This window comes from Chryseobacterium indologenes (assembly GCF_018362995.1).
Taxonomy (GTDB): Bacteria; Bacteroidota; Bacteroidia; order Flavobacteriales; family Weeksellaceae; genus Chryseobacterium; species Chryseobacterium indologenes_G.
In genome coordinates this window covers 1,610,521-1,626,445 of the sequence record NZ_CP074372.1, presented here as the reverse complement: position 1 = coordinate 1,626,445, position 15,925 = coordinate 1,610,521, and the positions used below count along the sequence as shown (strand labels likewise).

Genomic DNA, 15,925 nt, shown 5'->3' with positions numbered 1-15,925 from the left:
CAAATATACCACTTTTTTCCGTTCTTTGAAACATGAAACAGAAAATTTTACTTTTATTTACGGTCTTTTCGCTAATTGCCTGTAAAAGAGAATCAAAAATTTCGTCCACAGACTGGACAAATATCTCCGCGCGTACCCAGTTTAAGGAGCATGATGGTATCCTGGAACTAAAATCGGGTAATTTTACTTACAATTTTAAGCAAAATCAAACACCTTTCAAGAAAATAATCCTGCTGAATGCAAGTATGGCGGGCTATATTTCGGAGCTTGGGGCAGAAAATTTAATCATAGGTGTTTCCAGTCCGGAGTATATTTATTCAGATAAAATTCAGAATCTTATCAAAGAAGGAAAAATCCAGAATGTAGGAAATGAACAGAAATATGATGTGGAAAAGATCATCTCTATGAAACCGGATGCTATTTTTACCAATCACATTGCCAGTTTTGACAATACCTATGAACTTTTAAAAAACAATGGTATTCAGGTAATATTTCTGGATGAATACATGGAACAGAAACCTTTGGAAAAAACGGCCTACATCAAGCTTTTCGGAGAATTTTTAGGAAAAGAGAAAGAAGCTGAAGCTAAATATCAGGAAGTAGAGAAAAACTATAATGATCTGAAACAGCTTGCGTCAAAAGCAAAAGAAAAACCTGTAGTACTTGCCAATGAGATGTATGGAGATGTTTGGTATCTTCCGGGAGGAAATACTTCCGTAGCACATTATATTTCAGATGCCAATGCTAATTATATTATGAAAGATAATAAAGACGAAAAAGCATTGACAATGAGTTTTGAAGAAGTATATGCAAAAGCCGGAAGCGTTCAGTATTGGGTAAATGCCGGAAGTCACACTTCAAAAAAAGAAATGCTGGGCATGAATCCTTTCTATGGGAAACTGGATGTGTTCAATAAAGGGAAAATCTACACTATTGCAGGAAAAGAAAAAGTAAAAGCTAATGATTTCTTTGAAAGTGGGGTGGTAAGGGCAGATTTGATCCTTAAAGATTACATTAAGATCTTCCATCCTGAACTTTTACCGGATTATCAGCTTACTTATATGAAAGAATTGCAGTAACTCGTACTATTTGCTTATTTTTGCCTTTCCTTTTTATCAAGTTATGTGGAAAAAAATTAAACAGCTTATCTTCATCATTCTTGTTCTGAATGTAGTTTTTATTATCTGGGGCAGATTCTTTAATCCGCCGATTACCCTTACCCAGATCGGAGGCCTTTTTGAATACGGAAAACTACACAGGGATTATATTTCCTATGATGAAATGGGAAGTAATGTGAAAAAAGCCGTAATTGCGTCTGAAGACCAGAAATTCTTTGATCATGACGGTTTCGATTATACAGCGATTGAAAAAGCGATGAAATATAATGAGAAAGGCAAAAAAATAAGAGGAGGAAGTACCATTTCCCAGCAGACGGCAAAAAATGTGTTTCTTTGGCAGGGAAGAAGCTGGGTGAGAAAGGGATTGGAAGCAGTCTACACTTTCATTATTGAAAAAGTGTGGAGCAAAGATATTATTCTTGAAAGATACCTGAATTCCATTGAAATGGGGCAGGGCGTATTTGGGGTAGAAGCTGCCGCACAGTATTATTTTGGAAAATCATCCAGGGACTTAAGTGCTTCAGATGCAGCCTGGATTGCCGCGGTATTGCCTAATCCCAAAAAATATGATCCTAAAAATCCATCTCCTTATTTAAGAAAGAAACATAATTGGATCATGAGACAGATGAGGAATGTGAGTTTGAAATAGTATCTTTGTACTAATGAAATTCTTTAATTCCAGCACAAACTTTGAGTCAGTTCTTAAAAAATATTTTTCTTTTAAGAATGAAACCCTTTCTTTAGAACCCTTTGCAGAGTTTTTAGAGACGATTAAAGAGGCAGACTTTACAGATGTGCTCAATTTTTTCAGAAGCAATCCTAAATTTGCTGAGAACTTTAAACATTATATCCACAATATTTTTAGAGGAAGACCTTTCAATCTTTCGTTGACGGAGGCTAATATTCTTTCGGAAAATGCTTTTTTTCCGGAGCTTAAAAAAAGAATTCTGAACAAGGTTCTACCACCCGTTGAAAATGAAAAGACAGTGTGGTTTATGATTGATAATGTGAGTCTGAGACCTAAGAAAGATCTGAGATATATACATAATCTTCCTGAAAATGAGATTGACGAATTTTTAAATATGCTGGGCGCTTCAGATTTTATTCTGAAACCCAATGTAAAAAAAGAGCTCATTTTCTCTATGAATATCCTTTCCTGGAGGGTTACAGGCATGGCTATGGAGGTGGAAGTGGTGAGAATGGCTCCGCAGTACAGAAATCTGGACAATCCGTTTCTGGCCCTTCAGAATGAGCTGGAAACATTAGCAGATGATCTGGTAAAAGACCCCGGACTTCAGCTTCACTCCAAAGACAGCAGATATAAGCAGATTAAAATCTATGCAGAACAATGCCTGGAGTTTGTGAATATTGCTTTTAAAAATTCCGCCAAATATGGTATTTCAGGGAAGATTAACCAATCCCTGCTTAAGATCCGTCAGCAGACTGAACGGATTTATGATATTGTGCAGCTATTGGTTATTGATACCGATGAAGATGTTCTGATAAAATCTAAGCAGCTGATCTTTAATATTCTGAGCTACAAATCTCATAAAAATAATATCTCAGATCTGATCAACGACAGCACAAGGCTGATTTCACATCTTATTACTAATCACACCGCAGAAACCGGGACACATTATATTACTTCTACCCGTAAAGAATATATGACGATGTTCTACAAAGCGAGTGGTGGTGGAATCATTGTAGGAGCACTTTGTGTTCTGAAAATGCTGTACGGATATATCCCGGGAAGTGACTTTTCACACGCTTTTCTGTATTCGATGAACTATGCAATGGGATTCGTGATGATCTATCTGATGGGCTTTACCCTTGCTACAAAACAGCCGGCAATGACTGCTGCTACCATGACAAAAGTGTTGTCTGAAGAAGGGAATGCCCAAAGAAATAATACTGAGTTTGCCCATTTGGTATCCAAATTATTCCGAAGCCAGTTTATTGCTTTTGTAGGAAATGTATTGCTTGCTTTTCCAGTGGCACTAGCTATTATTTATGGCCTGGATGTATTCTTCTCTCAGAACCTTGCCGTAGAAAGATCAGATAAATTATTAAAAGACCTTGATCCTTTTAAATCCAAAGCGATTCTCCATGCAAGTATTGCCGGGTTTTATCTTTTTATTTCAGGAATTATTTCAGGGAATATCGGGAATAACTCAGTGTTTTACCAGATTCCGGAAAGAATTGCTAAAAACCTTTCGATCAAAAGCTTTTTTGGGAAGAAATTCGCGAAAGGACTTTCAAAATATTACGCTAAAAACTGGCCTGGAATTGTTTCCAACTTTTGGTTCGGTGTGTTTCTTGGAGCAACAGCTCCGGTAGGAATGTTTTTCGGCCTTGATTTAGATATCAGACACATTACTTTTGCAGCCGGTAACTTTGCATTGGGACTCTATGGAAAAGATTTTTCAGTAGATTCCTATACATTCTGGATGTCTTTTGTAACGGTTTTCCTGATTGGTTTTTTCAACTTCCTGGTAAGTTTCAGCCTATCCATGTTCCTGGCATTCCGATCAAGAAAGATGAATTTCGGACAGGTAAGTGAGATCTATAAAGAGATTTTCAGATACTTTATGAAGCATCCACTGAAATTCTTCATACCATTAAGCTCCCGACTGGATAAAAAAGCCGATGATCTTATGAATAGTACCATTTCCAATAAATCTGAAGAACATTAAATAAAATATAAAAAATGCTATCTCAGGGTAGCATTTTTTATAGGCATATATTTTGTCCTCATAATATCTGAAGGTCACGAAATTTATCTTCTCCAAATTTATCCTGGAACTTTTTCAGATAAAAGCTTTTTCGCATTTTAAAATCATGCTTCAGCAAGGGAGAATCAATTTTAATAATAATAATTTGATTTTCTATATTCACACTTCTTATTTCATTGAAAAGGCTTTCATCAAGATAATCCTCGAGGAAATCTTTAATATCAAAAGCTACAAGTTTATCTTCAAAACCATAAATTCTGGCAAAAGATTTTACCAGTTCGGAGGATTGATATTCACGTTTTTTCTTCTTCATTGTCGTGGTGCGGGGTTGGAGGCGTGATTCGGGTTTTAGAGTTCCGTGATTTGGGAATGATAAGTTAAGATAAAAAATACTATAAAATGGAGAATCAAATTTAAATGTTTCTTTTTTTGATTCTAAATTCGGGGTTTACCTATCTTAAGTGATTAGACCTCAAAAATAATACTTTCTTCGTTGATTTTCTTTACCACGCTTTCAGTTCTTTCCCTATGAGTATCTGTAATAAAGATCTGTCCGAAATTTTCACGATTTACAAGCTCAATCAACTGGGAAACTCTCGTATCATCAAGCTTATCAAAAATATCATCCAGTAAGAGAATAGGGGTCTTTTTGGTAAGTTCTTTCACAAGACTCATCTGAGCCAGTTTTAAAGAAATAAGAAATGACTTTTGCTGGCCCTGAGATCCTATTTTTTTGATTAAAACGTGGTCCATTTCAAAAAGAAGATCATCCTTATGGATTCCTTTTGAGGTATAGGTGAGCATACGGTCTCTTTCAATGCTTTCTTTTAAAAGGTTTTCAAAAGAATCTTCCAGCAAATGAGATTCATAAATAACAGACACAGTTTCTTTCCCACCGGAAATAATCTGATAGAAATTCTGAACAATAGGGTTGAGCTGTTCTACAAATTCTTTTCTTTTCTTAAAAATTTTAGTCCCGAATCGGGTGATCGGATCATCATAGATTTCCAGCGAATCCTTATCCCACGTTCTGTTCTTGGCAAAATATTTCAATAAAGCATTTCGCTGCTGAATTGTTTTCTGATATTGGATGAGGTCAAAAAGATATTCTGAATCCGTTTGAGAGATCATAGAATCCAGAAACTTTCGTCGGCTTTCCCCGGAATCTGAAATAAGATTGGAATCATACGGAGAAATCATGACACTCGGAAGGTAACCGATATGGTCTGCAAGCCTGTCATAGCTCTTATCATTCTTTTTGATCACCTTTTTAGCCTCTTTGGGCTGGGTAATTCTGATAATATCTTCGCTGTCCTCATTCTGAATTTCAGCATCAAGAGTAAAGAAGTCTTCTTCTCTTTTAATATTGTTCACATCTGTATTTCCCAGGAAACTTTTTCCTACGGATAAATAATGCAATGCGTCAAGAATATTGGTCTTTCCCACACCGTTATTGCCCACAAAACAATTGATCTGCGGGGAAAATTCAAATTTTTTCTCAGAGTGGTTTTTGAAATTATAGAGGGAAAGTTTCTTGATAATCATTCGTCAAAAATACTCCATTATTAGTAAAAATAAAAAAGGAAGTGCTGAACAAGTTTCAACCCCGAATGAATAATAGGTGTCATCTCTTTTGTTTTCAGAGAAATAGATGAAAATATAAGTTATGATGCTTGACATAAAAAAAGCAAGCGCATATGCTAATTCAAGGTAGAAAACTGAGATCATACTGCTGATGAAAACAAGTGCATAAGCAATATATTTGGTATTCTGAACCCCTATCAGCATAGGAAAGGTCTTTACGGTGTCACTATTCATATCCCGGATATCAAAGGGAAGCACAAGAGCAGTAATAAAGAAAAAGCTGATCAGGAAAATAGGAATACTGAACTCAGGAAGAGTGAGCCAGCAGTTGACCAGTGCCCAAACCAATCCAACATAAAAAACTTTAAGTAATGGGATTTTCCGAATATAAACATCAAGAAAAAAGCTGTTATAGAGCAGTCCCAATACTACAATAATGAACCATTTCAAAAGCCTTATTTCATTGTGGTTATGAATGATTAACAAGGCACAGATAATTCCTGCAACAGCATTGATGACCACTATTTTGAAAAAATATTTGGTATACTGGTATTTAGTGTACAGATAACCACTGAAATAAGTGATGAAAATTAATGCAAAGGTAGGGAAACGGAATGTGTTTTGCTCTTTCATGAAAAATACTGCAAAAAGAGTTCCCATAAGAGAGACATAAAATTGGCTGTCTATGACAGTTTTTTTCAGTATTTTTAAAATGTTCATTTATCAAAATTAATATATATGAAAAGATTTTCCAAGATTTTTATGCTTTTGCTTGTAATGCTAAGCTTTTCAATGGTATCCGCACAAAAATATTACGATACCCAATGGAAAAAAATTGCTGAAAACAGTACGAAAGGAGCTTATAAATCTAATCTTCCCATTATTTTAGACATACAAAAACAAGCCATGAAAGAAAATAATGCCTTTGAGCTGATCCGTTCTCTGAAAGCGGAGTTCAGTATTGTAAACCAAACGGTGGACGATGATCAGAATGATTCCGCTTCCCGATTTTTTAAAAAACTTAAAGATGCAGAAGGCAAATTAAGTGGGGAAGGCAAACTGGTATACAAAGTTTTACTGAATGGTTTTTTCATGGATCATTACAATCAGAACTCATGGAAAATAAACGGAAGAACCAATATCAATTCTCAGGATGTTGCACAGATTGAGACCTGGAGCAAGCTCGATTTTAAAAATTATTTGACAAAAAGCTTTCAGGAACTTGATCAGGAAAAACCTGAAATGAAAAAGATTTCTCTGGAAAAGTATAAGAATATATTTTCCGGAACGGGTGATATCGCCTATTTCCCAACATTGTCTGATTGGTATGCCATAAAGAAAGTAGAGTTTTTATCTGAAAACAATATTTTTACAAAAAATGAACTGACAGCCAACCGTACTGCAATCAATGCAATTTATGATGAACTGATCGCTCAGAATACAGGTAATGCAAAGCTGTACTTCATGAAAGAAAAGATTACAGAGAATTGTAACTTCAACCACTGTAAAGATAAACTTGAACAGCTTCAGAGTCTTTTAAAATCTAATGTAGAAGGAGATTATAAAGTGATGATCATGGGTGAGATCATGGATGAGCTTGTGGGTAAAAAGAAACCTAAAGAAGCTCTTGCACTGGCTGCGCAGGCTAAAAATGAATATCCGAAATCTCCATTCATTGAGAATATCAAAAGTAAAGAAGAGCAGATTGTAAATCCATATCTGACTTTAAAATATGAAGCTCAGACCCAGAATAACCTTCCGATTCATTTTGTTGCCCAATATCAGAATGTGTCAGAATTTACCCTGAACATTTATGAAGTAAAAGATGACTTTACATCACTGCTTCAATACGTTCAGAACTCTTATTCCAATACTTTTGGAAAACTGAAAAAGAATCTGGTAAGGAAAGAAACATTTCAGCTTCCTGATCCTAAAGATTATCAGAATCATAAAACTTCACTGGAAGTGAAACCGCTTCCTTCAGGAGTATATGTTACAGAATTTACGGTTGCAGGAGCTGACATGAAAGATTCAGACTCCAGACAAAATTTTTACTTTCTGGTATCCGCAAACAGAATTATTTATCAGTCTAAAACAGACAGAAATCCTCTTTCAGATGAATTAAAGCTGGTAAATAGTGAAAACGGAAAACCACTGACGAATGAAGGACTTCGTTTTTATGAATTTGTTTCCAATAAAACATTAAATAAAATTGAGGGTAAAACCAATGAAAATGGAGTATTTAAATTCCCTTCTACTGAAAGTAAAGACTACTACCGGACTTTCCTGATCCAGCAGCCTAAAACCAATGATTTCCAGATCATGCAGGTCTATGGAAACAGAGGGTCTGCTGAAGATTATAATCCTAACAAACAAACCCGTTCAACGGCTCAGATCTTCATAGACAGAGGAATTTACCGCCCCGGACAGACGGTCTATTTCAAAGTTATCAATACGAATATCAATAAAGAAGTTGAATCTGTTCTTTCAGGATTAAAACAAAAAATAACTTTATTAAATACCAATAGCGAAGAGGTTTCGTCGCAGGAATTTACCACCAATGAGTTTGGTTCTTATCATGGAAGCTTCATTCTTCCGAAAGGAAAACTGAACGGTAATTTTTACCTGAGAATAGACGGAGAAAGCCAGGGATATAAAAATTTCAAAGTAGAAGAATACAAAAGACCTAAGTTTGAAGTCACATTTGATCCGGTAAAAGATGAATACAAATACGGACAGACCATAGAACTGAAAGGAAAAGCAGTAATGTTCTCCGGTGTTCCACTGAATAATACCACAGTAAACTATGAAATTAAGAAACAGAATATCAGATGGAGATATTTCAGCTGGTATCCACAGGATGATGATAATGAAAACTCAATTTTGGGTGAAGCAAAAACCAATGAAAAAGGAGAATTTATTATCCGTTTAGAGCTTAAAAAAGATGAAAAGCTGGAAGGAATACAAATTGATAACTATGCCATCAATGCATCCGTTACAGACATCAATGGAGAAACACAAACTGCAAATACACAATTGAAAGTAGCATCCGTTTCTCATTACATTCAGGCAGAAAATATCGCCAATACTTTTGCAGATGAAAATGTAAAAATAAAGGTGGAAACCAAGAACTATAACGATCAGAATCTTAAAAAATCATATCAGGTTAAGTTATCAAAGCTGACGGCTCCGGATAGAATTTTCAGAGATAATTTTAAATCTGATGTGCAGAATCTTCCGAAATATTCAAAAGAAGAATTCATCAGCAAATTTCCACATGATCTTTTTGATGAAAAAGATGAAATTAAGAATTGGAAAACAGAAAAAGTATTGATAGAAAAGCAACAGCAGCCATCTGCAGATAATGCTCAACTAAAAACGAATCTTGATTTAGGAAAATTAGAAGCAGGGGATTACCAGCTGGAACTTTTCAATATTGAAGGAAAGGACACGATAAAAAGTGCTCAGTATTTCAGTGTTTGGGATAAGACTTCTTTAAAGCCTTCTCAAAAAACGTTCCTGACGGTTATTGCTCCGAAAGAAGAATTATCAAGAGGAGAAAAAGCTAAAGTATATGTTTTCTCAGCAATTCCTGATGCATTGGTCAATGTTTTTGTACAAGATGGATCAGGGAAAACGGTTTCAGAAGTTCATCAGATCAAAAAAGGAATATTGGAGTATACTGCTGAAATTCCAAAAGACAAAAATGTATCCACATTGAATCTGCAGTTCCAACTGGTAGCATTTAATGATGTGAAAACAGAATCTGTAGCTTTAAATATAAAAGATACAGAAAAACCGTTGAAAATTGAAACGGTAACCTTCAGAGATAAACTGGAACCGAATGCTAAGGAAAAATGGACGGTAAAAGTAACCGGAAATGATAATGAAAAGATCAATGCTGAGGTATTAGCCAATATGTATGATATGTCTCTGGATCAGTTTGCTGCAAACAGCTTTACTTGGAGAAAATTGTATACCTCATTTGTGATCGTTACTTCATATGGTATCAACAATTACCTGCAACAGCAAAACTATCAGAAAAGATTAAGATATTTCGAAGACAGATATATAACTGTTCCTCAGTTTAATTGGTTTGATGGTGACTTTTCATATATATTACAAGGAGAAGTTGCAGGACTTCAAAATAGAGAAGGAGTAAAAGCTCCGGCTTATGCACTGCCGCCATCACCAATTGCAGGTGCAAAATTTAAAACAGCAAGAGCTGCCGTTGCAGAAGATAGAATTGAGGTTATTCAGAATGTAGTTCCTGAAGCTTCAAAAGCTCCGAATATGGATGCTGGAAAAGCTGCATCAAATGAGGAAGCTTTGGAAAAAGTCGCTGTACGTCAAAATCTGAACGAAACGGCTTTTTTCTATCCGGATCTTAAAACAGATGCCGAAGGAAATGTAAACTTCGAGTTCACATCTCCTGAAGCATTGACCAAGTGGAAACTGATGTTCCTTGCCCATACAAAAGATGCAAGAGCTGCTACCCTGGAAAAAGAAGTGGTGACTCAGAAAGAATTCTCTGTGACGCCAAACTATCCAAGATTCCTGAGAGAAGGGGATGAATTGAACCTACAGTCAAAACTTTCAAATCTTACCGATAAAAAACTGAACGGTTCTGCCGAGTTACAAATCCTGGATGCCTTTACCAATGAAAATATTTCTTCAAAATTTGGAGTGGATTCAGGGGTACAAAACTTTAACTTAACTGAAAACGGAAGCAATGCATTAACATGGAAATTAAAAGTTCCGGACAATGTTTCCTCTGTTATTTTTAAAGTGGTTGCTAAAGCAGGTGCTTATTCCGATGGTGAACAGCAGGCCATTGCTGTATTACCAAACAAAATGCTTGTGACTGATGCGGTTCCTGTTTTTGTGAAAGAAGGCGAAACCAAAACATTTGTGTTAGATAACCTTAAAAATAATACATCCACAACGGCTTCTAATGTTTCCAATACTCTAGAACTGACAACCAATCCGATCTGGGAGATCATGTTTGCCCTTCCAAGTCTGAAAAATGATCAGAATAATTCTGCGGACGTAATCTTTAATAAATGGTTTGCTGACGTTTTAGCTTCAGAAATATTCAAAGCAAATCCGAAAATGAAAACGGTTTTTGAAGAATACCAGAACAAAGGATTATTACATTCAAATCTTGAAAAAAATCAGGAGCTGAAACAACTCTTGCTGGAAGAAACCCCTTGGGTGCTGGAAAGCAAAAATGAAACGGAGCAGATGCAGAAACTGGCATTATTATTCGATGTCAATACAATGAAAAATTCGATTAATCAAGATTGGGAGGATTTCAAAAAACTGCAAAACCCTGATGGTGGATTCTCATGGTATCCGGGTTATCCAAGTTCTTATGGTACTTCATTGTATATCCTTAAAAACTTAGGAAAAATCAACTCCTGGTTAAAAGACAATGTGAAAGACTATCAAAGTGCCGACCAGAATGCTATTACAGCTAAATTGATTCAGTATGTAGACAATGAGGTGAATAAATATTTTGACGTGAAAAAAGGCAATGTCTGGAACAACTGGGCTATGGATTATCTTGATACCAGAAACTATTGGGAAAAACAGTATCCTTTAAAAGGAAAAGGAGCTACTCTGAAAACATTAGTAAAACAAAAAGCAAAAACAGCGAAGATCACAGATTTCACATTTTTCGGACTTCACCGCGCGGCCTTACTAATGAATGATTATGGTCTGAAAGAGGTATCTGATAAATTGATGACTTACCTTAAAGAAACATCTACAGATACAAAAACACAAGGAGTATACTGGAAGCAAAACCTGAACGACTGGGGATGGTTTGGTTCCAAAGTGGTAAACCATGCAGGAGCATTGGAAGCATTCAATAAATTAAAATCCAACGACCAAAACTTTATTGAGGATATGAAGATCTGGCTGGTAACTCAGAAGGAAGTCAACTCATGGGGAAGCTCAAGGGGAACAGCTGAAGTAATCTTTACTATTCTGAATTCAGGAAAATCATGGACCGGAGCGGAAAGCGATAAAGCTACTATCGTTTGGGGTGGAAAAGAATTGGCTCCTCAGACTCAGGCAACAGGCTATGTAAAATCAACAGTGAAAACAGACGCCGTAGATAAAAACCTAGCCACTGTAACCGTTACAAAACCTGGTCCCGGAATTGTTCAGGGTGGATTGTTCTGGCAGTATTACGAAGATCTCGATAAAATCAAATCTTCCGAAAATTATATTTCCGTAACAAAAGAATTGTACAAAAAAGTGAAAACCGTAAACGGAGAAGAACTTCAGAAAATCTCTTCTGAAACCCCGTTGAAAGTAGGAGATAAAGTAACGGTAAGAATGATTCTGAATACAGATAGAGCCATGGAGTTTATCCATATTAAAGATATGCGTGCGGCAGGATTTGAACCTGTAGATGTATTATCTGGATATCAGTGGAAAAATAATCTTGGGTACTATCAGTCAACCAAAGATGCCTCTACCAACTTCTATATTCAGTACATGCCAAAAGGAAAATATGTTTTTGAATATGATGTGATTGCCAATGCATCTGGAAAATTCTCCAACGGAATTACAACGATGCAGAATTATTACGCACCACAGATGAATGCGCATACAAAAGGAAGTAATGTCGCAATTTCAGAATAACTTTTAAAAAGACTGCAGTAATTTTTACTGCAGTATTTTGTTTCTGGACTTTCAATGAAAATAGAATTAAATCGAAAATTCAAACAATTGTTTAATTTTGGAATAGTTTTTGGAATTAGCTTAGTACAAATTAAAAAATTATAAAGATGAAATTTTCTAAAACTTTAATTACTGGATTAGTATTGATGGCTGGAGTAAATGCTTTCGCGCAAAAGAAAGCAGAAAAGTTTGAAAAACTACAGATTGAAATGTTCCCAAAAGCTAAAGAAGGATACAAGCAGGTATACATTCAGCTTCCCGTAGCAAAAAACGAAAACGATTTAAAAGTTGAACTTTTTGTAGGTGCTGAAAAAATGTTAGACTGTAACAACTATTTCCTGATGGGAGAAATGAAAACTCAGGATCTTCAGGGATGGGGCTACAATTATTATGAAGTAGAGTCTAAAGGTGAAACTGCCGGAACCCTGATGGGCTGCATGGATAAAAAACTGACTAAAAAGTTTGTTACCCTAAAGCCAGAAACGGTAAGATATAACAGTAAACTTCCATTGGTATTCTACGTACCGAAAGACATCGAAGTACGTTACAGAATTTTACGTCCCGATGCTGGCATGAAAAAAGCAGTTCAAAGATAAATCAGCTTATTATAATTATATAGAAAACTCCTCACAGCGATGTGGGGAGTTTTCGTTTTTTTATTAGTATCAATTTGGAATTAATTGAACGTGTCGTTTGTCATTCCGCAGGAATCCAGGTTCGAAAATTCAGAATCGCCTTATTATTAATTCTGTTTCCATTAACCTTAAATTTTATTTAAAACCAATTTTTATTGAATGATTTCAAGTAAATATTTCCTCATTATTTTCGCTGAGTGAAACGCCTTGCAAACGAAAAAATAAATAATGCTTTTGCGAACATCGCGTTGTATTATAGGTTTTGGCTAAAGCCAGTTGAAATTTTAACCTTTTATCAAACGGGCTGCCTTCGACTAAGCTCAGGATAATGGTCCGTTCCTATTGAATAATCATTCTTGCAAATTTTACTGATTATTATTCCCAAAGTCTATCCACCCACTTTGTCATTCCGCAGGAATCTAACTTACAATATTCAGAATCAGAATAAAAAGTTAAGGGTGCTTTTTTAGATTGAAAATCCTTTTATTCCTTTGTTTTCTGAGAAAAAACATAACAAAAAGGAAGTGCGAAAAGTAGAGTTAAATATTTTTTCGAAATTTTTTAGTTTTTAATTAACATTTAAACGCACCGAGCAAAACTTTATTTTATAAGGCTTTAAACTTAAACAGATTTTAAACTTACTTTAAATTCACCATATTGTAGAATTATCTTAAAGGATTTTACTTTTTTTTGCATTATATTTGTTGTAAACATAAACCATGAAAAACAATTTATTGATTTTTACGTTTAGTTTTTTTGCTTTCCCCGCTTTTGGCTGGGCACAGTCTGCGCCGGATTTTAAAGAACTTCTGGATAGTGCTATGGTTCGGGACTCGAACTTCAAAATGCAGGTGACCCAAAACAAACTTACCGATCTTGATGAACATAAACTGAAAGACATCTTTCTTCCTACCCTGGAATTGAGTGGTAAAGCCGGCTATCTCAACGGAACAGCAAGACTGACGTCCCCTGAATTCAATCTTGCTCCCTTTATTAATATTCCTGAAGGGACTTTCAACAATAATTTTAATGTATCAGGATTTTCAGGTATCGCCAAGGCAGATGCTAAAATGCTTCTGTATTCCGGAGGGAAGGTCAAATACATGAAAAAAGCGGTTGAAGAAAAGAAAAAGTCTGAAGATATTCTTTTGGAAAAAACAAAAGATGAGGTGATTGCCACTATTTCTAAAGCATACGATCAGCTGGCTCTTATTCATCAGTCTAAAAAAGTACTGGATGAAAGCAAAAAAAGACTTGATATCAACAGAAAAACAGCCGATAAAGCGCTTGGTTACGGTTTGATCACTCCTTATGACCATAAGAAAATCGAACTTGCTCAGGCTACTTTAGATGCGAAAATGGTAGAATATGAAGGGAAAAAGGAATTACTTCTTACCCAGCTTTATATTTTAACAGGAATCAACAGAGAGAGGCTCAGAATGATAGATCCTGTATTATCTCCTGTAGAACTGCTGGCTGCTGAAAAAGGAATAGAACAGAGAGCGGAAATCCGTGCGCTGGAACATGGTATCAGTGCTGCAGACTATAAAATAAAAGCGGAAAGAACATGGATGATTCCTAAAGTACAGCTGATGGCTTCTGCTTACTATATCGGCTTGTACGGAAACAGGATCAAATCTTCGGAAAATGTAATCCCGGCAGTTCCAATACTTGGATATGAAGGAAAAAAACTGGACTGGAGACCCAATAATATCAACGTATTTCCATTGATCACTGCCGGAGTAGGCTTTAAATGGGAGATTTTCGATGGTAAAGAAGGAAAACATGCTGAAGAAACCGCCAAAGTAGGGAAAGAAGTATTGCAGAACCAGAAAGAAGATGCCCTGAAAAAACTGACACTGAACTTGGCTAATAATCAGACGAATTATGATATTGCTTCTGCGCAGATCACACTAAAAGCCAAAGAAAAAGAACTGGCAAAAAATGCCCTCGTACAGGCAGAAAAAGAATTCAGATACGGAATGAGCAAATCTTCCCAGCTTATTGATGCAGAAAACGATCTTGAAACTTCCGAACTGGAATACCAGAATGCCATTTTCAACCAGAGAAGAGCGGGAATAGAACTGATGAGATCTACCCAGGAACTGGATATCACCAAATTTTATTTAATCCCTTAAAAATTTAAATGATGCATAAAAATATATCTATACTCTTCGCTGCTCTGTTTTTGCTGGGGAGCTGTGACAAAAAAAATGAAAAAATCAAAGAACCTGAAGGGAAAACTAAAAAAGATGTGATCTCTTTTGCTCCTAAAGTTACCGGGAGGATCTTGAAAATATATGTTTCCGAAGGCCAGACAGTGAAAAAAGGAGATACTTTGGCTCAGCTTGATGTACCTGAAGTTTCTGCAAAAATAGCGCAGGCACAGGGCGCAGTAAATGCTGCATCAGCCCAGGAGCAAATGGCAAAAAACGGAGCTACATCCGATCAGTTGAGACAGCTTCAGGCCAAATATAAAGGTTTGAAAGAACAATATGAATTTGCCCAGAAATCTTACAAAAGAGCCAACAATATGTTCCGTGATAGTTTAATGTCTCCGCAGGCTCATGACGAAATCTATGCAAAACTGCAGGGAGCAAAAGCACAATATGATGCTGTAGTGGCAGAGCTGGATGACGTCAACAGAGGAACCCGTTTTGAAAAAATAGAAATGGCGGCAGGACAGGCATCACAGGCCAAAGGCGCTTTGCAGGAAGCCAATGTGGCCTATTCTGAAAGATACATCATTGCCACCAATGATATGGAAATAGAAACCATCAGTTTAAACACAGGAGAGCTTGCAACAGCTGGTTTTGCCCTATTCAACGGATATATCCCTGAAAGTACTTATTTCAGATTTACGATCCCGGAAAGTGCTATTTCAAAATATAAAAAAGGGCAGGAGGTAACCATGCAGGTAGTTTATAACAAAGAAAACCTGACAGGAAATATTGTATACATCAAGCAGCTGACAAAGTATGCGGATATTACAACGGCTTACCCTGATTACCAGTTGCAGGATGCAATCTATGAGATCAAAGTAAAACCCAAAGACATGAATAAGGCTAAAAGTATTTTAGTCAATGCTAACGTAATTCTGAAATAAACTGAAAAGAACGGATGAAGTTTCTCTTGAATTTCATTCTTCAAAATATAAAAATAT

General features: G+C 36.0%; 10 protein-coding genes. 7 read left to right on the top strand and 3 right to left on the bottom strand.

Annotated features, from left to right (window positions below; translation table 11 throughout):
- Nucleotides 1-32 precede the first annotated feature (32 nt).
- Genes DYR29_RS07405 through DYR29_RS07395 form a run of 3 tightly spaced genes read left to right on the top strand, consistent with a single transcriptional unit; the run spans nucleotide 33 to nucleotide 3,811 of the window.
- Nucleotides 33-1,079, top strand: coding sequence for an ABC transporter substrate-binding protein (locus DYR29_RS07405; RefSeq protein WP_249413645.1), 1,047 nt, complete (start codon nucleotides 33-35; stop codon nucleotides 1,077-1,079).
- Nucleotides 1,080-1,122: 43 nt separating this feature from the next.
- Nucleotides 1,123-1,767, top strand: a complete 645-nt coding sequence (gene mtgA / locus DYR29_RS07400; protein WP_213279941.1) for a monofunctional biosynthetic peptidoglycan transglycosylase — start codon at nucleotides 1,123-1,125, stop codon at nucleotides 1,765-1,767.
- 13 nt (nucleotides 1,768-1,780) lie between these two features.
- Nucleotides 1,781-3,811 (top strand): recombinase, encoded by a 2,031-nt coding sequence (locus DYR29_RS07395; RefSeq protein WP_213279940.1) that lies wholly within the window; start codon nucleotides 1,781-1,783, stop codon nucleotides 3,809-3,811.
- 58 nt (nucleotides 3,812-3,869) lie between these two features.
- On the opposite strand, the gene DYR29_RS07390 is transcribed toward DYR29_RS07395, so the two are convergent.
- From DYR29_RS07390 to DYR29_RS07380, 3 genes are all read right to left on the bottom strand, one after another.
- The gene (locus DYR29_RS07390) at nucleotides 3,870-4,163 is read right to left on the bottom strand and encodes a hypothetical protein (RefSeq protein WP_213279939.1); all 294 of its coding nucleotides are present in this window, start codon (nucleotides 4,161-4,163) and stop codon (nucleotides 3,870-3,872) included.
- Between the two features lie 152 nt (nucleotides 4,164-4,315).
- A complete protein-coding gene (gene recF / locus DYR29_RS07385; protein ID WP_047421575.1) occupies nucleotides 4,316-5,395 on the bottom strand; it encodes a DNA replication/repair protein RecF in 1,080 nt (359 codons plus the stop codon).
- A gap of 3 nt (nucleotides 5,396-5,398) precedes the next feature.
- On the bottom strand, nucleotides 5,399-6,154 hold the full coding sequence (locus tag DYR29_RS07380; RefSeq protein WP_213279938.1) for a hypothetical protein: 756 nt from the start codon (nucleotides 6,152-6,154) through the stop codon (nucleotides 5,399-5,401).
- Nucleotides 6,155-6,172: 18 nt separating this feature from the next.
- Here DYR29_RS07380 and DYR29_RS07375 point away from each other — a divergent pair, with 18 nt between their 5' ends.
- The 4 genes from DYR29_RS07375 (at nucleotide 6,173) to DYR29_RS07360 (ending at nucleotide 15,868) form a co-directional block, all read left to right on the top strand.
- Entirely contained in the window at nucleotides 6,173-12,088 is a 5,916-nt protein-coding gene (locus tag DYR29_RS07375) for an alpha-2-macroglobulin family protein (RefSeq protein ID WP_213279937.1), read from the top strand.
- A 146-nt stretch (nucleotides 12,089-12,234) separates the two neighbouring features.
- Nucleotides 12,235-12,723 (top strand): serine protease inhibitor ecotin, encoded by a 489-nt coding sequence (eco, locus tag DYR29_RS07370; RefSeq protein ID WP_213279936.1) that lies wholly within the window; start codon nucleotides 12,235-12,237, stop codon nucleotides 12,721-12,723.
- A 758-nt stretch (nucleotides 12,724-13,481) separates the two neighbouring features.
- The gene (locus DYR29_RS07365; RefSeq protein ID WP_213279935.1) at nucleotides 13,482-14,900 is read left to right on the top strand and encodes a TolC family protein; all 1,419 of its coding nucleotides are present in this window, start codon (nucleotides 13,482-13,484) and stop codon (nucleotides 14,898-14,900) included.
- An 11-nt stretch (nucleotides 14,901-14,911) separates the two neighbouring features.
- Complete coding sequence (locus DYR29_RS07360) at nucleotides 14,912-15,868, top strand: HlyD family secretion protein (protein WP_213279934.1); 957 nt, start codon at nucleotides 14,912-14,914, stop codon at nucleotides 15,866-15,868.
- The last annotated feature ends 57 nt before the right edge of the window (nucleotides 15,869-15,925 follow it).

What these genes read in the sequence shown, in the direction of transcription:
- DYR29_RS07405 (WP_249413645.1), top strand. Translation starts at nt 33, where the DNA reads ATGAAACAGAAAATTTTACTTTTATTTACGGTCTTTTCGCTAATTGCC.
- mtgA (WP_213279941.1), top strand. Translation starts at nt 1,123, where the DNA reads ATGTGGAAAAAAATTAAACAGCTTATCTTCATCATTCTTGTTCTGAAT.
- DYR29_RS07395 (WP_213279940.1), top strand. Translation starts at nt 1,781, where the DNA reads ATGAAATTCTTTAATTCCAGCACAAACTTTGAGTCAGTTCTTAAAAAA.
- DYR29_RS07390 (WP_213279939.1), bottom strand. Translation starts at nt 4,163, where the DNA reads ATGAAGAAGAAAAAACGTGAATATCAATCCTCCGAACTGGTAAAATCT.
- recF (WP_047421575.1), bottom strand. Translation starts at nt 5,395, where the DNA reads ATGATTATCAAGAAACTTTCCCTCTATAATTTCAAAAACCACTCTGAG.
- DYR29_RS07380 (WP_213279938.1), bottom strand. Translation starts at nt 6,154, where the DNA reads ATGAACATTTTAAAAATACTGAAAAAAACTGTCATAGACAGCCAATTT.
- DYR29_RS07375 (WP_213279937.1), top strand. Translation starts at nt 6,173, where the DNA reads ATGAAAAGATTTTCCAAGATTTTTATGCTTTTGCTTGTAATGCTAAGC.
- eco (WP_213279936.1), top strand. Translation starts at nt 12,235, where the DNA reads ATGAAATTTTCTAAAACTTTAATTACTGGATTAGTATTGATGGCTGGA.
- DYR29_RS07365 (WP_213279935.1), top strand. Translation starts at nt 13,482, where the DNA reads ATGAAAAACAATTTATTGATTTTTACGTTTAGTTTTTTTGCTTTCCCC.
- DYR29_RS07360 (WP_213279934.1), top strand. Translation starts at nt 14,912, where the DNA reads ATGCATAAAAATATATCTATACTCTTCGCTGCTCTGTTTTTGCTGGGG.